At 58.9% G+C, this 19,670-nt stretch carries 23 protein-coding genes and 1 pseudogene (1 of these 24 only partly in view); 8 read left to right on the forward strand and 16 right to left on the reverse strand.

The window, feature by feature from the left end; all coding sequences use genetic code 11:
• The first annotated feature begins 84 nt into the window (after positions 1–84).
• The 6 genes from QD409_RS24340 to QD409_RS24365 all read left to right on the forward strand — a co-directional run bounded on the left by QD409_RS24340 (position 85) and on the right by QD409_RS24365 (position 7,666).
• Positions 85–759 (forward strand): response regulator transcription factor, encoded by a 675-nt coding sequence (locus tag QD409_RS24340; RefSeq protein WP_092854268.1) that lies wholly within the window; start codon positions 85–87, stop codon positions 757–759.
• Positions 756–2,093 carry a sensor histidine kinase gene (locus QD409_RS24345; protein WP_092854270.1) on the forward strand — a complete coding sequence of 446 codons (1,338 nt, stop codon included), beginning with the start codon at positions 756–758 and terminating at the stop codon, positions 2,091–2,093. Before QD409_RS24340 ends, QD409_RS24345 begins: the two co-directional genes overlap by 4 nt.
• A gap of 275 nt (positions 2,094–2,368) precedes the next feature.
• On the forward strand, positions 2,369–2,998 hold the full coding sequence (locus QD409_RS24350; protein WP_430763896.1) for an outer membrane protein: 630 nt from the start codon (positions 2,369–2,371) through the stop codon (positions 2,996–2,998).
• Positions 2,999–3,138: 140 nt separating this feature from the next.
• On the forward strand, positions 3,139–4,257 hold the full coding sequence (locus tag QD409_RS24355) for an efflux RND transporter periplasmic adaptor subunit (protein WP_430763897.1): 1,119 nt from the start codon (positions 3,139–3,141) through the stop codon (positions 4,255–4,257).
• Between the two features lie 11 nt (positions 4,258–4,268).
• Positions 4,269–7,397 carry an efflux RND transporter permease subunit gene (locus QD409_RS24360; protein WP_430763898.1) on the forward strand — a complete coding sequence of 1,043 codons (3,129 nt, stop codon included), beginning with the start codon at positions 4,269–4,271 and terminating at the stop codon, positions 7,395–7,397.
• On the forward strand, positions 7,394–7,666 hold the full coding sequence (locus QD409_RS24365; RefSeq protein WP_430763899.1) for a hypothetical protein: 273 nt from the start codon (positions 7,394–7,396) through the stop codon (positions 7,664–7,666). The genes QD409_RS24360 and QD409_RS24365 overlap by 4 nt, the downstream gene beginning before the upstream one ends.
• A 32-nt stretch (positions 7,667–7,698) precedes the next feature.
• Here QD409_RS24365 and blaOXA read toward each other — a convergent pair whose 3' ends face one another.
• The 4 genes from blaOXA to QD409_RS24385 all read right to left on the reverse strand — a co-directional run bounded on the left by blaOXA (position 7,699) and on the right by QD409_RS24385 (position 10,654).
• Positions 7,699–8,484 (reverse strand): class D beta-lactamase, encoded by a 786-nt coding sequence (gene blaOXA, locus QD409_RS24370; RefSeq protein WP_430763900.1) that lies wholly within the window; start codon positions 8,482–8,484, stop codon positions 7,699–7,701.
• Positions 8,485–8,510: 26 nt separating this feature from the next.
• Complete coding sequence (locus tag QD409_RS24375; protein ID WP_430763901.1) at positions 8,511–9,248, reverse strand: SIMPL domain-containing protein; 738 nt, start codon at positions 9,246–9,248, stop codon at positions 8,511–8,513.
• A 39-nt stretch (positions 9,249–9,287) separates the two neighbouring features.
• A complete protein-coding gene (locus QD409_RS24380) occupies positions 9,288–9,659 on the reverse strand; it encodes a hypothetical protein (RefSeq protein ID WP_425348565.1) in 372 nt (123 codons plus the stop codon).
• A gap of 98 nt (positions 9,660–9,757) precedes the next feature.
• Entirely contained in the window at positions 9,758–10,654 is an 897-nt protein-coding gene (locus QD409_RS24385; RefSeq protein WP_430763902.1) for a sterol desaturase family protein, read from the reverse strand.
• Positions 10,655–11,109: 455 nt separating this feature from the next.
• Between QD409_RS24385 and QD409_RS24390 the strand changes: the two genes are divergently transcribed.
• Positions 11,110–11,712, forward strand: a complete 603-nt coding sequence (locus QD409_RS24390; protein WP_430763903.1) for a hypothetical protein — start codon at positions 11,110–11,112, stop codon at positions 11,710–11,712.
• Positions 11,713–11,737: 25 nt separating this feature from the next.
• Here the strand turns inward: QD409_RS24390 and QD409_RS24395 are convergent, their stop codons facing one another.
• The 12 genes and pseudogenes from QD409_RS24395 to QD409_RS24450 all read right to left on the reverse strand — a co-directional run bounded on the left by QD409_RS24395 (position 11,738) and on the right by QD409_RS24450 (position 19,333).
• Entirely contained in the window at positions 11,738–12,169 is a 432-nt protein-coding gene (locus QD409_RS24395) for a hypothetical protein (protein WP_430763904.1), read from the reverse strand.
• A gap of 11 nt (positions 12,170–12,180) precedes the next feature.
• A complete protein-coding gene (locus tag QD409_RS24400) occupies positions 12,181–12,546 on the reverse strand; it encodes a type II toxin-antitoxin system RelE/ParE family toxin (protein WP_430763905.1) in 366 nt (121 codons plus the stop codon).
• A gap of 2 nt (positions 12,547–12,548) precedes the next feature.
• Complete coding sequence (locus QD409_RS24405) at positions 12,549–12,800, reverse strand: ribbon-helix-helix domain-containing protein (RefSeq protein ID WP_092854290.1); 252 nt, start codon at positions 12,798–12,800, stop codon at positions 12,549–12,551.
• A gap of 121 nt (positions 12,801–12,921) precedes the next feature.
• Positions 12,922–13,134: pseudogene (locus QD409_RS24410) on the reverse strand (transposase); the annotation flags it as partial.
• Between the two features lie 209 nt (positions 13,135–13,343).
• Positions 13,344–13,628, reverse strand: a complete 285-nt coding sequence (locus QD409_RS24415; protein WP_430763906.1) for a hypothetical protein — start codon at positions 13,626–13,628, stop codon at positions 13,344–13,346.
• Between the two features lie 33 nt (positions 13,629–13,661).
• Positions 13,662–14,297, reverse strand: a complete 636-nt coding sequence (locus QD409_RS24420; RefSeq protein WP_430763907.1) for a hypothetical protein — start codon at positions 14,295–14,297, stop codon at positions 13,662–13,664.
• Between the two features lie 7 nt (positions 14,298–14,304).
• Entirely contained in the window at positions 14,305–14,595 is a 291-nt protein-coding gene (locus QD409_RS24425) for a type II toxin-antitoxin system RelE/ParE family toxin (RefSeq protein ID WP_430763908.1), read from the reverse strand.
• Complete coding sequence (locus QD409_RS24430; protein ID WP_092854298.1) at positions 14,592–14,837, reverse strand: CopG family ribbon-helix-helix protein; 246 nt, start codon at positions 14,835–14,837, stop codon at positions 14,592–14,594. Before QD409_RS24430 ends, QD409_RS24425 begins: the two co-directional genes overlap by 4 nt.
• A 115-nt stretch (positions 14,838–14,952) precedes the next feature.
• A complete protein-coding gene (locus QD409_RS24435; RefSeq protein ID WP_430763909.1) occupies positions 14,953–15,270 on the reverse strand; it encodes a hypothetical protein in 318 nt (105 codons plus the stop codon).
• A 666-nt stretch (positions 15,271–15,936) separates the two neighbouring features.
• Complete coding sequence (locus QD409_RS24440; protein ID WP_430763910.1) at positions 15,937–16,353, reverse strand: DOPA 4,5-dioxygenase family protein; 417 nt, start codon at positions 16,351–16,353, stop codon at positions 15,937–15,939.
• 118 nt (positions 16,354–16,471) lie between these two features.
• A complete protein-coding gene (locus QD409_RS24445; protein ID WP_430763911.1) occupies positions 16,472–18,100 on the reverse strand; it encodes a thiamine pyrophosphate-dependent enzyme in 1,629 nt (542 codons plus the stop codon).
• 42 nt (positions 18,101–18,142) lie between these two features.
• The gene (locus tag QD409_RS24450; RefSeq protein WP_430763912.1) at positions 18,143–19,333 is read right to left on the reverse strand and encodes an amino acid aminotransferase; all 1,191 of its coding nucleotides are present in this window, start codon (positions 19,331–19,333) and stop codon (positions 18,143–18,145) included.
• A 134-nt stretch (positions 19,334–19,467) separates the two neighbouring features.
• On the opposite strand from QD409_RS24450, the gene QD409_RS24455 reads away from it, so the two are divergent.
• On the forward strand, positions 19,468–19,670 hold the start of the coding sequence (locus tag QD409_RS24455) for an Lrp/AsnC family transcriptional regulator (RefSeq protein ID WP_430763913.1). The gene runs 283 nt beyond the window's last position; only the first 203 of its 486 coding nucleotides appear in the window; its start codon is at positions 19,468–19,470; the stop codon falls past the right edge of the window.

Genomic DNA, 19,670 nt, shown 5'->3' on the forward strand with positions numbered 1-19,670 from the left:
GAGAGACACCCATTGCGCGCAATGATGCCGTAATGTTGATCGCTATGTCTTGAACAACACCATTTCGTTTCAAGGAGGGAAAGAATGCGCCTCTTGCTTGTGGAAGATGAGCCGCAAATGGCCGATGCGCTTGCAACCGCCTTGCATCAATACGACATCATCGCCGATCATGCGCCAACCCTGGATTTTGCCAGAAGCGCCGTCGCGGAACATGTCCATGACATGATCGTGCTCGATAGGCAGCTGCCCGACGGCGACGGGCTGGCGCTCATCCGGCATTTGCGGTCGATCGGGGCGACGGTGCCGGTCATCGTGCTCACCGCGCGCGGCTCCCTTGCCGACCGCGTCAGCGGACTGGATCTCGGCGCTGACGACTATCTTTCAAAACCCTTCGCACTCGAGGAGCTTCTCGCACGTATCCGTGCCCTGATGCGCCGGCCTGCAGCCGTCGCACCGATCGTCGCCAAGCTCGGCCGGCTGGAATTCAGCCTCGACAACAGGGAGGCCCGGGTCGCCGGCAAGATACTCGACCTGCCGAGGCGCGAGCTTCTCGTTCTCGAAACGCTGATCCGTCGTCAGGGCAGAACCGTTCTGAGGGCGGCACTGGAAGAGGCCGTCTATGCCTTCGACGACGAGATCCAGTCGAATGCGCTCGATTCGCATGTATCGAGACTTCGCAAGAAGCTGGCCGACGCACAGGCCGGTGTCGAGATCCATGGTATTCGCGGGGTCGGCTATCTATTGAGGCCCGTTGCATGAAGCATCCCACATCGAAATCGCTGAAGCGCCGATTGATCGCACAGCTTCTGCTCTTCCAGGTCGGCATCCTTCTGCTGTTCGGCGTTGCCTTCGTCGCCTACCTGCTGCAGGCCGGTGAGGGTATCGTTCTCTCCGATCCCGAATTCGCGAATGTCGCAGCACACGCGATCGAGCGCAAAGCCGATGGCGATCTCGTCCTCAACGAGACGGAAGAGCTTGCTAAGCTCAGGCAACGTTCCACGGACTTCTGGTTCGTCGCTCGCAGCGAAAGGGGCGAAATCGTTCAGACCGGCAATGTCCCAGTCGTCTATGCGGTTATGGCGCAGCATCTGGATCGATTGACCTTTGCCGATATCAGGGACACCCAGGCGCCCTTCTCCTACCTTGCCGTCATCCGTCGCGTTTCCGGTCCCGCCGGCGATTTCATCGTGCTCGGCAAGGGCGACGTATTCAGCATGACCTACGCCATCCTGCTTCTCTCGAACCTGCTGATGGTGCCAATCCTTGTCCTGCTGGTTCTCATCACCATCATTGCCATCCCCTGGATCGTAAGCAGGGCCTTTGCCGGCCTTTCCACGATCGCGAAAGAGGCGGAAGCCATCGATATCGACCGCCGGGGATACAGGCTGCCGCAGATGGGAATTCCCAACGAAGTCGTGCCGCTCGTCAATGCGATCAACGGCGCCCTTCAGCGCCTTGATGAAGGACATGAGCGCCACCAGCGGTTCATCCTCGATGCGGCGCACGAGCTGCGCACGCCAGTAGCCATCCTGCAAACACGCGTCGAGGGGATCGCAGATGGGCCGATCCGCAACCGGCTCCTGGCCGATGCCGGTCGCATCGCAGCACTCGCCGAACAGCTGCTCGACCTTCAGCGCCTGGATGTCAGCGGCGCGAACTTCTCCTCGGTCGATATGGTGGACATTTGCCGCAATGTTGCGGCCGACATGGCTCCCCTGGCGATCGCTCAAGGCTACGACCTGTCGTTGGAGACCAGCCTCGATCGCGTGATCATACAGGGAGACGCCGGTGCGCTGCAGCGTGTCATCTTCAACATCGTGCAGAACGCGATCGAGCATGCCGGCGGCAAGGGAAATATCACGATCAGGATCGACCGACGGGCCATCGTCGAGATCACGGACGAAGGGCCAGGCATACCCGCGACGGAGCGGGACCGGATTTTCGAGCCCTTCCACCGCCTTCATCCGCACGAGCACGGGGCTGGCCTCGGGCTCAATCTGGTAAAGGAGATCATGCAGCGGCATGGCGGCCATGTGGTTGTCTCGGACAATCCGCAGGGCGGTGCCCGTTTCCGGCTATGCTTCCCGAACTGAACCCCTCTCGGTCGCGCAACGATGCCCATCCTTAAAAAATAGTTAAAAAATTACGACCAACTGTATAAAAATACTCGATAATTTTTCAATGTTTTCAAATTCTGCAATGTACCCGCAATTCTCGCAGGCAAAATGATCTCCATCTCCTGAGACCGATCCGCTCCCAAGACGGACGGCACCGGAGAGCAGCAGGAACCGGTTTCCGGTTCTCCAACGCAAACAGAGACCTTATGGGCGCCGAGGGATGGTGCATGGGTTTCGTATGGAGTTTACCAATGTCGCTCAGCGCAAAATCGATCCTCTTCGCGGCCCTGACCTTTGCGGCCGCGACCACCGCATCCGCCGCCGACTACACGAACTATCAGGCTCCGGACAACAGCTACGAACGGCCGGCGGCCTTTCAATGGAGCGGCGCATATTTCGGCGCGCATGGGGGCATCGCCTCGCCGAAGCTGAACCCGTTTGCCAGCGGCAGGGGCTTCGCCGCGGGTGTCCAGGCCGGTTACAATTTTCAGGTCGGCGCGGGCATCGTCGGTGCGGAGCTCGAAGGTTCCTACCTCGGCAACAACGAGGTACGCGTGCCGAACGGCCGTCTGGAAGAACGCTTCCGCGGTGCGGCCAAGGCCAAGGCCGGCCTGACCTTTGACCGCACTTTCGTTTACGGCACGGCGGGTCTGACGATGACCAAATTCGAAGGCGGAAAGGGCGTCTCCGGCCCGAGCGGCTGGAAGCAGGGCTATCTGCTCGGCGCCGGTGTCGAACAGGGCTTCGGCGGCGGGCTGTCTGCCAAGATCGAATACAACTACGTCACGACCAACGACGTGACGACGTATTCCGCAGGCGGCAAGTCAAAGACCGATGTTCATGACCATGTGATCAAGGCCGGCCTGAACTATCGCTTCTGACCGGACGAATTTCGCAAACGTCGGCGCACCTTTCAAGCAAGAACGCGCCTGGCGGGGAGCGGCGACAGATGGCTGATCAAACCCCGAGTCAGCCCTCTCGCCGCTCTCACTCTCAAGACAACAGCATAGTGATGGATGCCATGACGAGCCGTGTCACGAAAATAACGATCGTCCCGGCGCTGATTGCGCTGGGACTTGCGAACGTTTTGATCACGTCCGCCGGCCGTGACACCGTTCAGACAGAGCAGGCGCCCACAGCCAAGACGATTGAGGTCGCCGCCATGGAGGTGACGAAAGTTCGCCGGCAAACCTACAGGCAGGATATTCGCATCAACGGTTTCATTCAGCCTGCCCGACGCGTGACGCTGACGGCGAGATTGTCCGGTACGCTGGCCGCCGTCGAGGCCGATGTGGGAACAAGCGTTCGCGCCGGCGATGTCATCGCGCGCTTCAACACGGAAACCCTGACGCTTTCACTGAACAAGCTGGTGGCAACCACCGAAGCCAAGGCGGCAACGCTTTTGCGGGCGCAGAAGGATCTGGAGCGCACGCGCAGTCTCGCCGCCACCGGCGGAGTTGCGCAGGCGAAGCTGACCGAGGCCGAAACCGATGTAGCCGTGCAGAAAGCCGAATTGCGCGCGCTGCAGGCCGAGGAGGCAGAGGCGCGGCGCGCGCTGGACGATGCGGTCGTGACAGCACCCTTCGACGGCGTCGTCAATTCCCGAAAGGTCAATCCGGGCCAAGCCGTATCGATCAATACCGAGCTATTCGAGATCGTCGATATCGCGCAGCTGGATCTGGTCGCCCTCATTCCGCCGCAGGAGAGCGCCGGGCTCTCCATCGGACAGACGGCCTCCGTCGAGATCGAGGGATTGTCGAACAAGCCTCTATCGGCCCGGCTCGATAGAATCAGCCCGGCAACGCTCGACAATTCGCGTTCGCTGCAGGTCTATCTCAGGCTCGATCACCCTGTGCCCGATCTTCGCGGCGGCATGTTCGGCCACGGCTCCCTACAGATCGAGAAGCGCGAGAATATTCTCGCCATTCCCGCCGGCGCGATCGCCAAGGATGCGGGAGAAAGCTTCGTCCGAACGATCGTCAATGGCGCCGTGCGGTGGCAGCCGGTCGTTCTCGGCACCTCCAAGGTCGGAGAGGATCTCGTCGAGATCCGCGACGGGCTAAGCGAAGGCGATGTCGTCATAACCGTGCCGCTGAGGAACGTTTCCAACGGCACCTCGGTGAAAATCGCGGAGCGCTGAGGGGGTCACACATGCTTCTAGCTCGTATTTCCATTCAGCAGCCCGTCTTCGCCACGATGGTCATGGTCGCCATTGTCGTGCTGGGCATTACCGCCTGGTCGCGACTGCCCGTGGACCTGCTTCCCTCGATGGATTTGCCGACCGTGGTCGTTTCCACCAACTTCGACGGCGCGTCGGCGCTTGCCGTCGAGCAACAGGTGAGCCGCCCCATTGAGGAAAGCATCGGCGCGATCGCCGGCGTCAAGAAAGTCACGTCGCGATCGTCGACGGGCAATTCGCTTGTCATCGCGGAATTCACACTTGAGACGCCATCGAGAGCAGCGGCTGACGAGGTGCGCGACCGCATATCGCGACTGCAGGACACGCTTCCAGACGGCGCGGATCGGCCGATCGTCACGCGCTTCAATCCGCAGGACGCACCAATCATGTCGCTCGCCGCCTTCTCCGCTGATACATCGCTCAGCCGGATGACGAAGATCGCCGACACGACCATCGTGCCGCGGCTGCGCCGTGTGCAGGGCGTGGGCCAGGTGACGCTAGTCGGCGCCAGTGAGGATCAGGTGCGAATTCAGCCCGATCCTGCCAAACTCCAATCCTTCGGCATCTCGATCCCGACCGTGATCGAAGCCATACAGCGGGCGACACGCGACAGCGCCATCGGCTCCATCATTTCGTCGACGCGCGAGCGCAGCGTCACCGTCAGCGTACAGCCGGGCAAGGTCAGGGACTTTGCCGACATCGTCGTCGCCCGCGATAGTGCCGGCCGCACCATCCGGCTCTCGGAAGTCGCCGACGTGACGGAGGCGGGCGCCGATCCGAAAAGCCGCGCCTGGTTCAACGGCAAGCCTGCGCTCGGCCTCGACATCAACAAGCTGGAAGGTGCAAACACCGTCGAGGTCGCAAAGGGTATCGAGCGGGAACTGGCACGCCTCAGAAAAGACGATGCTCTAAAGGACATCGGCATCGTCGTATCGCAGGATAGTTCGCGAACAATCGTCGGGCAGATCGGCGACGTGCAAAGAACGATCATCGAGGGCGGCGCTCTGACGATTGTCATCGTCCTGTTGTTTCTCAATTCGTGGCGCTCGACCGTCATCACCGCCCTCACATTGCCGGTCGCGGTCATCGGCACCTTTGCCGCCATGGCCGTCATGGGCTTCAGCCTCAATCTCATGACCATGCTGGCGCTGTCGATCTGCATCGGCATCCTGATCGATGATGCGATCGTGGTGCGTGAAAACATCAGCCGTCATGCGGCCATGGGCAAGGATCGCAGGCTTGCGGCCTTGGATGGCACATCGGAGATCGGTCTCGCCGTGCTGGCCACGACGCTTTCCATCGTCGCCGTCTTCCTTCCCGTTGCGTTCATGGGCGGCATTATCGGCCGGTTCTTCCTTCAGTTCGGCCTCACCGTTTCTGTCGCCGTGCTGATTTCGCTTTTCGTTTCCTTCACGCTCGACCCGATGCTTTCAAGCGTCTGGGCGGATCGACCGGCCTCGGGAAAAACAAGGCGCTTTCAGGCAATGCTCGACCGGTTCGACCATGGCTTCGAAAGGATCGCACAGCGCTATGGCCGCCTGGTCGGCTGGTGTCTTGCCCATCGTGCCGTCACTTCGTTCTGCGTTCTGGCACTGTTTGCCGGAAGCCTCTGCCTCGTCCCGAGCATCGGTACGGAATTCGTGCCTAAATCGGATCAGGGCATGGTCTCCGTCAGTCTCACTCTGCCGGAGGGGGCGGCGGTTGAATATACCGCCACCAAGATCAGGCAGGCCGAAGCTATCCTGCGGCAGTTTCCGGATATCCAGGACCTGTATTCGACCGTCAACAGCGGCGACGTCGCCAATACCAACGAGGCAAGAATTACCGCCTCCATGGTGCCGTCGGACAAGAGAACGATGAGCTCAGTCACGATCGCGCCGAAGCTGCGCAAAGCGTTGAGCCCTGTCGCGGGGGTCAAGGTGGAGGTCGGACAGCCTGGGGACGGCGCAGGCTCAGAATCTAAAACGATCCAGATATCGATCCAGGGCGGCGATCTGAACGTCCTTGAGCGCCTGTCGCAAGACATGAAGGCCAGGCTCGGCACGATCGGCGGGCTCATAGACCTCGAATCCTCCGCGGACAAGAAGCGTCCCATGCTGATGATCCGGCTTCGCGCCGTAGAGGCGGCCGATCTTGGAATTTCGACCACGACGATCGAGAACAATCTCCGCCCGCTGATCGCAGGGGAAAAGCTGACGAGCTGGGCTTATGGCGGCGCCGAATCCCGCTACGTCGCAATCCGGTTGCCGGAAGCGGGCCGCCAGACGATCGACGATCTCAAGCAAATCCCCATTCCTGTAGAGCGAGCCGGCGGAACCGGCCCCGCAGCGACGGTGCCGCTGGCGCAGGTGGCGGACGTCACCGAGACCATGACGCCACAGACGATCATCCGCCGCGACGGCGACCGCGAGGTTCGTCTTTCCGCCAATCTGAACGGCCAGCCCCTTGGAGTCGTCGTCCGCGATGTCCAGACGGTAATCGGCTCCATGAATTTGCCGGCAGGCTATCGTATCGCCATTGGCGGCGAGGCCGACGACATGATGGAGAGCTTCGGCTATGCGGTGCAGGCTCTGGTGCTGGCTATCGTCTTCATCTACCTCATCCTTGCCTCGCAATTCAGCTCCTTCGTTCAGCCGGTCGCCATCATGACCAGCCTGCCCCTGTCGATCAGCGGCGTACTGGCCGGTCTTCTTTTGACCGGCTCGACGATCAACATCTTCTCGGTGATCGGCTTCATCATGCTGATGGGCCTGGTGACGAAGAACGCCATCCTGCTCGTGGATCACGCCAACAAGCGCCGCCGGGAAGGCACCAGCATGCGGCAGAGCCTGATCGATGCTGGCACGGTCCGGTTCCGCCCGATCGTCATGACCACCTCGGCCATGATTATCGGCATGATACCGCTGGCGCTCGGGCTTGGTGAAGGCGGAGAGGAACGCGCATCGATGGCCCACGCCGTGATCGGCGGCCTGCTCTCCTCAACGGCACTGACGCTCGTCTTCGTGCCGGTCGCCTTGTCATTGATCGAAAGCTGCCGGACAATGCTGAGAAAGCAACAGGACCGACCGACGCCTGACCAGATAAAGGACGCAGCCGAATGAGGAAACAAGTACCCTGGTTCCGCGTCAAAGCCTATGGCTACGGAGCCGGTCTGCCTTGCCACTGGCAGGGCTGGGTCGCCGTTGCGATCTACGCGCTCGTGCTGGCAGCAGCCGTCAGCGTCGTCGCCCCCTATGCGGACAGTCATCCCTTCGCCTATGCAACCGCGATCGGTGTCCCGACAGCGCTTTTGATTTTCGTAGTCTGGTGGAAAAGCGATGCCCCATGGCGGTGGCGATGGGGCGAAATCGACGACGAGGAGCAGGATTGACGTTCCGGCATGGGCCGGGACATTCTTACGGATCAGAGCGTATCGAGCTTGGAAAGCAGGTCCTTGAAGAGAGCATCGCGTGTCCTCCGGCCGGCCGAGCCCGGTATGTTCCGCTCTTCGCCGGCGAGGCGCGCAAAAACGATCCTGCGATCTCCCTTGACTGCCCAGCCGACGAACCAGCCATACATCCTGCTGCGACCCCGGCGTGCCCCGGCTTTCGATGCCGGCATCGCGCCGGTCTTGCCGAAGATATGCCAGCCTGACTGCTGCACTCCATAGTCAGCTATCTTCGCCGTCATATCATAGGCTTGCTCGCTGACATCAAGCTCCCGGCGGACCAGCTTTCGCAGGAAGACGAGCTGCTCGACGGGCGAGATCTTCAGCGACGAGCCGAGCCAGGCATGCGTCAGGCCATCATGCTTGCCCGGATTGCCCGAGACGTCGCGATTGCCGTAATTGAATTGCCGGACATAGGCTTGGAATTTCGCAGCGCCCAGTGCCTCCGTGAGACGCTGGGAATACCAGACGATGGACTTCTCCATCCAGAGGCGCGGCGTCGCCTTGTCCTCCCATGTCGCCGACCAATCGGAATAGCCTTTGACATAGGGCCAGACGGGCGTCGATTCATCCGTGAGAATATGAGCATCGTAGCCCATGAGGCTAAGCGCGAGCTTGAATGTCGAGGCGGGAGAAAGAGTGCGGTCGCAATCACCCTGCTTTACAAGCGTCTTGCCGCTTTCGACATCCTCCGCGATAGTGCAGATCGTTTCGGCATTCGAAACAGCCGGAACCGCAACGAAAACGGCAGTTGCAAGCAAGCCCATTTTTCTCACGACCGATCCACTCATCTTGCGACCAGATAGGACACGGCGACACGCGCGGTGATGACATTCTTGCCGGTCTCGATCGGCACGCCGCCACTTGTACTCGCGGAACGCAACCTGGCCTCGGTGGAAGCATAGGGAAAGACGGTCGCAGCGGGCTGGTCTTCGATCGCTATGATCGGCCCGAGCCTCAAGCCCGAAGCCTGCGCGACGGAGCGGGCGCTTTTCCCCGCCGCGGTGACGGCTATCTTGCGCGCCTCGTCGACGGCGCCAGCCACATCATCGACCATGAATTCCACCGAGCCGCCCTCGTTGACGCCGCTTTTCAAGGCGACATCGAGGACATTGCCGACCTCCGACACCTTGCGGACGCGCACCATCAGCGTGTTCCGGGCATCATAGCCGGTAATGGCCGAAGATGGGGGAGTCCCGTCAGGCTTCGCCGTGAAGTCGAAGCGCGGCGAGATCTGAAAATCCGCGCTTTGCATGTCGTCCCTAGCGATACCCGAGGACACGAGCGAGGCGATGAGGTTGCGGGTCGCCTCCGTAGACGTCGCAACCGCCTCGCTCGCCTCTGCCGCCTGGCGCAATACCGTCAAGCGCACGACAGCTAGGTCAGGGCTGCGAAGCACCTGTCCTTCGCCGACGACCCGGATGAGGCCGGCACCCTCTGCTACTTTCTGCTCGGCTCGCGCCGGAGCGGCCAGCGCGACGGAAAGGGTCGCGATAGCAGCCGTGATCATGGAAATTCGCTTCATGTCCGAGAATCCTGTCGCTGGAGGGATTGAAGGTTCAGCCTATTCGCATTCGAGCGAAGGCTGCCGGAAGCTGGTCACGTACCAATCCGACCCGGAGCCTCGGGTATAGAAGGTGTAGAAGCATTCCGTGCGCTCGACGTAGCCCGGCGTCTCCGTCACCTGGTAACGGCTGCCGCGGCGCGTCTCCTTGATTTCGCCGCTGGATTGGCCGGGCACCACCTGCGTTTTCTGCTTGCGCCACTGGTAGGCGCGCTCGCCCGGACGCAGATCATAGACGTTGTCAGGCGGGCCGTAGTCGACCATGACACTGCTGATCGGCGCACCAATATAGCTTTTCATAACTTGCGAGGCACAGGCCGAGAGAATCAGCAGTATCGTCAGAGCGGCAACACCGACAGGGAGCCGATTCATGCTAGTGGCAGACATCAAGAACGTCCTTTTGCAACTGGAGGAAGATCACAGGCAGGGGGTACGTTGCCAGGATTACGGCAGCATTGCGCATTGCGGCATCAGCCGCTTTTTGTCGAGCGGCCGAGAATCTGGCGGATGCCGTCCTTTCTGAAGGGTTGCGCAAGCTGGCCCAGGAAGCTCTTCGCGATCTGGCCGCGAATGCCGATGTCGGTCGAAGATGGGCGGTCAGGATTGAAATAGGTGCCAAACAGCAGATCGAGGAACACGACATTCTCGCCGTAGTTCGTATTACCCTCGCGAATATCCTTGGAGTGATGCCACCGATGCAGGCGCGGGGTACTGAAGATGTAGTCGAAAAAGCCGGTCCTCATATCGACGTTGCAATGGGTGAGGATGCCCATGAACGCCGTGACGGCGCCAAGCCACAGGAATACAGGCAGCGGAGCGCCGAGAAGAAAAAGCGGGAGCTGGCTGAGCGCGACCTTGAACAGCGAATCTGCGATATGAAAGCGGCCGGTATTGATGACCCAAAGGCGGGTCACGCTATGATGCAGGGCGTGAAATCGCCAGAAGAAAAGTCTCTCATGGGCAATCCTATGCGACCAGTACAGACCGAATTCCGCGATGAGAACGCCCATCGCCACCTGCAGCAGCATGGGCAGGGTCGTCGGCCAGATGTCCAGCTGCGCGCCGGTGAGCGGTAACAGGACGATGGCCGTAAACATCGGAAAGACGGCACCCAATAGCGCCATGAGCTGCACCAGCCCCTTGGTCAGAAGCGTATGGGCGATATCATTTGCCATTTCGCCGTCGGACAGCAGCCAGCGCCGCTCATAGGGAATATATCGCTCCAGCAGGAAGAGCAGCAGGACCTCGCCGGCATAGACAAGCGCAAAGGCAAACATCGGCCGCTCGCTTGCGAAGGCGAAATAGGTGCATAGCAGGCCGGAGAAGAACACCAAAGGCCAGGACGAGAGAGACAGAATCGTCCTCATTGCTCGTCCAGCCATTGCAGTAACTCGCGGCAGGTTCGGGCCTTTCCATCGCTGAAGCGCCCATCGGTGCACGGGTTTACGGAAGGGTTCCTTCGCCCATCATATTCATGGCCCGGCGAGGAAGCCCATCGATCGTGCCGCAGCGCGCGCCTAATCTCTGCGCAGCTTCGCGGGTGGCCACCGCTCACGCGACCGTCCGTGCAGGGATCGTATCGGTATTGAATAGGAAGAGCAGGTGGTTCCTGCCGCAAGGGACTTGACTGCGCCCCTGAAAAACATTGTCCGCTGGTCAGCACGATACATGCCAATAGAAACGGTAATCGCATAAAATCTGCCCCTGCTCAATCAGAAGGCGGCAATCTCTGTAGACTGAATTGCGTGAGCATTGCGATATTCGGGAAAAGTTGCCTTCCCCACGCTTGATCCCGGCGATATCGCGCAGGAAATCTGGAGCCTTGTTAGCGAGTGCCGCTATCGCAATGGGAGCATGGGGTTCCAATGCCTTCGCCGGCAAAAGAACTGTGGGAGAAGCATCCTCCGACCCGGTCATGACGCTCTGGCATCGATGGCAGGATACCCACCGTCTGAGGGAAAACCTTTGCCGTCAACAGCAAGGCCTCGAACAGCAACTCGCAGAAACCATCGGCTTTCCTTGTGCAATAATCCAGTTATCCGATGGCGAACGCGTCGCTGCATATTCCCTCGGGGCTATCCACGATGTGCTCCATCTAGCCCAAGAGGGGATAGAAGCTTACGCGAAGGCTAAAGCAGAGTTCGCGGCTCATAAGTTGCAGTGGGATAGGGCCGACCAAGAAATTGGCTATTCGGCCACGGCGCAGGCCGAGCGAGACGCTGGTGATCGAGCTGAAGAGCTGCTTGAGGCCATGGCCGCCACCTCTGCGACGTCATTGGCCGGCGTAGCGGCCAAGCTGGACGCCGTGTTGCGCGAAGGCAATATCTGGGAAGACAGCTCCGAGTTTCCCTGGCCCCAGATACGCTCGGCGCTTGACGACATTGCACGTATAGGGTGGCATGGCGCCTATGGGGATGCACCATGAAAAGCCCGTTCGGCATCCATGGGCCTCAATCGGAAAGCCTCCACCAGAGAGCAAGACGGCAAGTCCTCCGTTGCACGCCGGCACCGGAGGCTACAGTGTACCCGCCTATGTAGTCGCCAGCCAGAACGGAATGATTGCTGTCCTTGCTGAAGAGCGGGATGAGCCGTCGAAATACAGGCAATCCATACCATCCCCGATCGAGCGCGCGGATATCAAACACAAGCGCCATTTCCCTCCGCTTACGGCCTGGCACCAGGGCAGTTTTCAGATCGTCATAGCTGATGCCCTTCCCGGAGAAAGCCTCTTCGACCGAGTGTCGAAGCCATTGGATTTCGCGGAACATCCGCTCCGGGGACAATTTGAATTGATCCCGCACGACCTCAAGCAGGATATTACCGCGAGCGTTAAGGGTATGGAGCGGTTTAGCCTCACTAAGGGGCTCGTTCGCCATCTCCATCCCCGGCGGTCTTAACTTTGATCGCTGCTCTCATCCTTTGAAAGCAGAGCGTGCAGGTCTTCCGTCAGTCGAACGGGCAAATCCATTTTCTCATGAAGGATACTCATGATACCGAGATCACCGTTTTCCAATTCGCGAAAGAACACGCAGTGGTGTTCATATCGGCTGAAAAAAGCTTTCTGCTTGATATCGGATGGCACGGCTAACTTTTGTGGAAGGCGCCGCCACACGAGACGATTTTCGCAAAGCCGTTGTAGATGCGTATGAAGCCCACGGATATAGGTATCCGCCTGGGCTTCGCCCCAGGTGTCGGACGTGTCGCGCCAAATCCTGTCCTGCGCCGTATCTGCGCGCGGATAAAAGCGATACGCCACCATGATCAGCGGCGCTTATTGCGGCGGATAACGTCCTCGGCGGAAACCGCGACAAACTCGCTGTCATCCGCCCGCATGGCGGGGGCAAGCTCCTTTTGGAGCGCTTCCCATGCCTCATCACGGGTTTGCAGATCGCGACGGATCAACGCGCGAATGTATTCGCTGGCGTTCTCATAGAGACCATCGTCGCCAATCTGCTGCTGGATGTGGGCTTGCAGCGCACCGCTGACCTTCACATGAATGCTACCCGACGCCATCGGCGATATCCTTTCGTTACTCCCTAATTGTGGGGCGCGTAGCATATATTGTCAATATTCATCACAGCGCGCCTCCTGGGGAGATGTGCTGTGTACCCGCAGGCTGGCGGCCAGATGATGCGCCAGCTATCGTCCAGCGCCTGAACCGATTATAGCAAGTCGTATATGGTCCATATCGTTCAGGGACATCTCGCCAAGGTGCTCCGGATCGCAGAACCCAGAAGATGCCATTTAAGACCCTGCGGTCATCAACGCGGGGCACACCTCTTGGTTTATTTGGCAGGATCGGCTCTATCGTTCGCCATTCGAAGTCGGTGAGGTCATATCGGCTCATGCCACCTTGAATCAGCTAACTGGCGCGACACAAAGCGCAGATTTCATGATCTGGAATGTTATTTGTCACCGCAGGCGACCCTACCGATGGAAGCGGGTGAACGCCATCATTGAAGCTACAGAGCACGATAATAGCTGCGTTGATGCCGATCAGGCGGCGGAGACGCCCCCATTTGTCGGAATGCCGTCAGTTTCGGAAGCAGGCTTATCTTACAATATCTCTCGGACGCTGGAGAGGAACCGTCGCAAAGCTTCGCCGATGTAACCACGGTATGGCTGGAATTCCTCGACTGTCGTCATGTTAACGACGCGCCGGAAATTGAAGGCAAACTCGATAGGACTGAGAACCTGCGCGATTTCGAAAATACGCTCCAGCCGCGGCGGGTTTTCGAGGTCAAGCCAAATCCCGAAATAGGCGTCCTTGATATCGTCATAAGCCGGTGAGCCGACATCCAGCCCGTGATTACGCGCGGCACTGTCCAGAAAGCCAGCCAACGAGAAGAATGGATGGGTAATGACCGCATCCCCTCAATCGTTGATCAGGACGCCGCCCGGATTCACCAAGACATTGTTGTCGTGAAAGTCGCAATGCTCAAGCGTGTCCGGTATGTTGAACTCGGCGAACTCGCGGCATAGGCGGCGAACCTCGTCTCCACTCCGCTGCAACACTTCAATCTCAGCCATCGTCAGGCCTTCGCGCGCCAACAAACCCTGGTCGTGAACCAGCTTATCATAAAGATCGGCGAAGACAGCCATGCGCCAGTCGTCAATGCCCAAGGCGAGAAGCGAATCTACGTCAGAAACTACGCTGAGTTGGATATGGGCGTATTCGCCGAGGAGCGTCCCAACGGTTTGCCGATCATAGGATTGCTTCAGCTTGCCACGAAGAGGTTCGCCACCATCAGGCATGAGGAACGCGCCTAGGGCCGGATTGCGGGCAAGAACCGGGAGGATAACGGTGGGAAACTGCTCGGCTAAACGAGTCATTAACGCCGCCTCGCTCGCGTAAGCGGGCGCACTCCATTTCAGGTAAACATGCCCGCGATCAGTGGCGAAACGATAGATCTTTGACCATGGTACGGCACGTACAAGGTCCGGCTCACCAAGCAGACAATAGTCATGGGCGGCCAGCCAGTCTTTCGTCCAGGTGATCGCTGCATCCATAGTGAGACTACAGCTCCAAGGGCCACCGCTGATGAGCATGCATCACCGTCAGGATTTCGACATCCTGCCCGACGCGATAGGGAATGATATAGGGAATGTCCCCCAGCACTACCTCACGTGTGCCCTTGATGCGACCGGCACGCCCTGTCGCCGGAAAATCCGCCAGCGTATCTACAGCCGACACAATTCGCGCAACAATGCGCGCAGCGGCGTCGGGATTGTCCTTCTGGATATACTCACCGATCTCATCAAGCCGCCGCAACGCTCGTAGCGTCCAGCGGATGCGTTTCCGACTCATGATTGACGGGCAGACTTGACGTACTTGCCGACAACCTTCGCCACATTATCATCGCTGGCAAACTCACCCCGATTGGCCTCAGCCAAACCGGCTTCAATTTCGGCAAGCTGCCACTCTTCGCGTGCAACATAGTCCTCGATGGCTTGTGCAGCCGTATACGCACGGGAGCGATCAAGCTTCTCTGCGATCTGGTCGAGCTTGCTGGCCGTCTCATCCGAGACGCGCACGGTGAATGCAGTCATGGCACCCAACTTTCCTTGGTTCACTATGATTATTGGTGAACCACCTCGGTTCGTCAAGGTTCACGTCGCATATACTTTCGGGCAATCGTAGAAATATGGACGACAAATGCCCTGCTCAAGCATGGCAAAACATCATTGTCGTGAGTTGCTTGTCCTTCCCGAGAGAGGGGTGACAGTTCATACCGGAGACATGGGTTACACTTTTTGCCTTTGCGAGGAGAGCGAAGGTGGTCTCCGTTTTCAGGATACCTGCCGCCAGCTTGCCGCGTAGACCGAGATACCAGTCTTCGGCAAATGCCTTGGCTTGTTCGAGGCTCGTTTCCTTGGTGCTGGTGCGATACTGGCGGCCTTTTACGGAGGCCGAGCAATGCCACGTCAGCCCCCCGCGCCGGTAGACGTTGACCTTTCCTCCGAGGATTTCGTGGCTCCCCATAAGGGCTCCCTCGTCGATTTCGTTACTTCGATATGGGAACAGGGAATCACGACATCGAGCGGCGGTCAAATCGGGTCACCTCGTTTGTGCTAGCTGTGTGCTAGGTCCAAAACGCACGAAAGCCCTCCTTGAGGGAGGGCTTATTCGTTTGATAAGTCTTGTAAGATTTGGTTGCGGGGGCTCACAAGCAACGATTCCTGCGATTGTTCGAGAGCGAAATACCAGAACTGGCCGCGCGAACGATCGATAGATGCTCTCGTCGAATCAGGCTCGGTAATGCCATGTCGATCACTCCGTAGCCCTCGCTGAAACCCGCGGGGCTGGGTTCAAACATGGGTCAATTCTCAATAGCCTATATCGAGGAGTGGCAGGTTGCGGTCGCGAACGCTTAGCGTCGCCTCAAGGCGTGGCGAAGTGAAAAAGCCCACGCGTTGCTGTTCGGTTTCCCGGAAATAACGCAGGAGGTCCTTGAGGTTGCAACGCCCCATTGATCAGCACTAGGTGCTCACGAAGGAGGCGGAGCGGTGCGAAATCCTTACCGTCTTCGCGCCCGCCTCCTTCGCCCCAAGCGGGAAGCAAAACCCATGAGGCGACAATCTGGCCCGCGGGAGCATCGCTGCGTGAGGCAATACGATGTCTCATCCTGAACGTCGCGCTATAGATTGATTATGGGCTGACCGTCGGACGGGTATTAGGGACAATCTCCACCTCTGAATCTTCATGGTCGGATAATGGTGCGGAATCGATCTCCAATACCGCGCCCAGCCAAAGCGCGCGTTCAAGATGGTCAGACTTGGGCTCTCCCGTGTTGGGATGTATGAGTATGGTCAGACCGCGCCGGTTGACCATGAGCCAGGGCACAAGACGGGCGAACTCGACGGGCAAGAAGGCCACCTGATACATTGCAAGCGCGTGTGGTCCGACCGGGCGATCATGCCAGCGACCGAGGAGAACGGAGAAACGTTCGGCTATCTCCTCCCGCAACAATTCCGCAGTCTCGCGCTGCTCGGAGCCGTCGAAATAGACATGGGCATGATAGCTCTCAATTCTATCAAGTTTCAGGGGTAGGTCATCTTTGGACATAAATTGACTTTCTGATTTCTCGGAGGCTTGGAACAGAGTCTTCGAAAGGAGCTTTTCAATACAAGGATCGGTTATCCAATGCGATCTTGAGCCGCGCAACGCGCGTCAAGCCCAGAGTCTACACAATAGGCGGCGCTGGATGGAGAAAGGGCCAAGGGCTAGCCTCCGAACCCTTCTCGATCGGAACCTCGATAAGGACAGGAGCACTCCGATTCAATGCGTCGATGATTAGCGACGTGAGTTCGTCTGGCGATGTGGCACGGAATGTCTTGACGCCGAAGCTTTCGCCCAGCTTCACGAAGTCCGGGTTCGTCAGTTCGGAACCGAGGTAGCGACCTGAATAGGTCTGCTTCTGGTCGCGCAGGACGTTACCGTAGGCATTATTGTTGAAGACGATCGCTACAACCGCGATGTTGTGTTGAACGGCGGTCGCCAGCTCTTGGACACCGAACATGAACCCGCCGTCACCTGACACGGATACGACGGCCTTGTCGGGATTGCCAACTTTGACGCCAAGCGCTGTATTGAAGCCAAAACCGAGATTGTCCTGGTAGCCGCAAGTGACATACTGCCTTGGGCCGTAAACCGGAAAAGCAAATCGTGCAGTGAAACCTATCTGACTGACTTCCTCGACGAAAAAGCCGTCTCTGGGAAGGGCCTCACGGATCGCGTTGAGATAATCGACCTGCGGCTGCACAGCCGAAAAACGCTCCCTGGCCTTGCGGTTGAGTTCTGCAAACTCGGTCGTCCTGTCGGCAGCGGTCGTCGGCGTCAGAACGTCGATCAGAGCCTTGGTCCCTGCCCTCGCGTCGGCAACCACACCGACGTCCGGCTTCAGCCGGACCATCTCCGTCGGGTCGATGTCGATGCGAATGACCTTCAGTCCCTTCGGCAACCACCGCCAGCGCATGTATTCAAGTTCAAGGCGGCTACCGATACCGATCAGGACGTCTGTATCCCTCCAATAATCGAAGGCAGCCACCAAATTGAGATAGTTGGGATGATCGTCGCTGACGACGCCCTTGCCTGAACGGTGTGATGTGACCGGCGCGTTGAGGACGGTCGCAAGCAAAGCCACCTCATCGCCAGCCTCCACGGCGCCACCGCCGACCATGATAAGCGGGTTCCTTGCATTTGCGAGAATGGCGGCAGCTGCCTTGATTTGCTCTGGATTAACCTGCGGGGCGGGAGCAGGTCTGGTCTGGGGAAGATCCAGTTCCGGTCCCGCCATGCCGAAGACATCCCATGGCGCTTCCACGGCGCCCGGCCCGCGTCGTCCGGAAAGCATCTTGCCGATAACCTCGGCCATCACCGTTCCGCTCTGGGATTGGTGATCGATGCGCTCGGCAACCTTCGTGATCCCCCGCATGGTCGCCAGTTGGTCGGGCAGTTCGTGAAGCTGCCCTCGCCCCTGGCCGATCAAGTGGGACATGATATTGCCTGTCAGGCAAAGAACCGGGGAATTGGCACCGTAGGCGGTACACAAGGCTGCGCCCGAGTTCAAAACACCAGGACCGGGCACCACTGTATAGGCGCCGATCCGACCCGTCGACTGGGCATAGCCGTAAGCCATGTAGCCGGCACCCTGTTCGTGGCGGGTGTGGATGAAACGGAGTTCGTCGCGCTTTTCGTAGAGAGCGTCATTGAAGTCATACATGTGGGCGCCGGGAATGCCGAACACCGTATCAATGCCATTTTCGATCAGGGAGCGGGCAATGGCCTGACCCGTGGTTTCCATTTTTGTCATCACTTGTCCAACTTTGAATCTGGCTTTGAATCTGGAATGAGATCAGGCTGCGGACCGCGCGTTCAACGCGCCTTCTGCGTGAAGAGACTTCACGATGGCGGTGGCGTCGTCGGGCTGCATTCCCGCAAGGTTCACGCGGCCCGAATCCGCCATGTAGATCCCATGCTTCAATCGCAGCGCCGCGGCGGTTTCCTTTGAAATGGCCAGGTTCGAGAACAGGCCACGCTGCTTGGCGATAAATGCAAGATCAGGATGCGCCGCAGCGAGTGCGGCGCGATTTCCGTTGACGCGAGAGCACATTTCCTGAAGCTCAACCTTCCACACTTCCGTCAACTCCGCGCTCTCCAGAACGGCGCGAACGATTGCCGCGCCGTGATCAGGCGGCATCGACCAGTTGACACGAGCCAAGGAAGCCAGGTTGCTCTCGGCAATCTGACGTTCCCTGGAATTCCGGCTCACGAGATAAAGTGCGCCGACCCGTTCGCGATAAAGTCCGAAATTCTTATCACAGGAATAGGCGACCATGGCTTCGTCGACAGCACTGAGAACAAGGCGTGTCGGCTCTGCGTCTTGCTCAAGACCATCGCCGAGCCCCTGATAGGCGAGGTCGATGAACGGAATGAGCGCGCGTTCAACCAGCAGCGCCGTGATCTGATTCCATTGCTCAGTGGTAAAATCGATTCCCGTGGGGTTATGGCAGCAGCCATGGAGAAGAACGATATCCCCCGCATTCGCCAATGACAGCGCCTCGACAACGCGATCGAAATCGATCTTCTGCGTCGCCAGATCGACGAATCGGTAGTCCTTGACGTCCAACCGGGCGGATCCAAAGATCGGCGCATGGTTAGGCCAACTCGGCGTCCCCAACCAGACCTGAGTATTCGGATTGGCAGCCGCGATCAATTCAGCGCCAAGCCGCAAGGCGCCGCTTCCGCCAGGCGTCTGAATGCCGACGATACGATCAAGCAAGTTGTTCGTGGCGCCGAAAATAATCGGCTTGAGCAAACTCACGAATGTCAAATCGCCTTCCGGACCGAGGTAGCGTTTGCTGTCCTGCGTTTCGAGCAAGAACTTTTCCGCCTTCTTGACGGCGCGCATGACCGGCGTCTTGCCCTGTTGGTCACGATAGACACCGACACCGAGGTCGATCTTGGTTTGACGTGGGTCGGCGTGAAACGCCTTGATAAGCGCCAGGAGGCTATCGGCTGGCTGCTCTTTGAGTTTGTTGAACATCTTCCACCTCGCTTGTAGGATCTGGCGTCACCATACCGCCACGGCGATGGCGATTTCTTGCATTTTCGCTCACACTCACTTAGTATGGCGCACGAAATTCTTTGTTTTCTCCATATTCACGCAAGAGAATCGACATGGCGAGCAAAGGGGAGGCACTTGACCAGTTTGACATCCGGCTCCTTGCGGCAATCCAAAGAAACGCGGAACTGACGCAGGCCGAGCTGTCGCAACTCGTGAACCTGTCGGCCGCGCAGTGTTCCAGAAGGCTTGACCGCCTCCGGAGCGAAGGCTTTGTTCAGAGTGTCGTGGCCATACTCAATCCAGAAAAGCTTGGACT

The organism is Rhizobium sp. BR 315 (assembly GCF_050577975.1).
Taxonomy (GTDB): Bacteria; Pseudomonadota; Alphaproteobacteria; order Rhizobiales; family Rhizobiaceae; genus Rhizobium; species Rhizobium miluonense.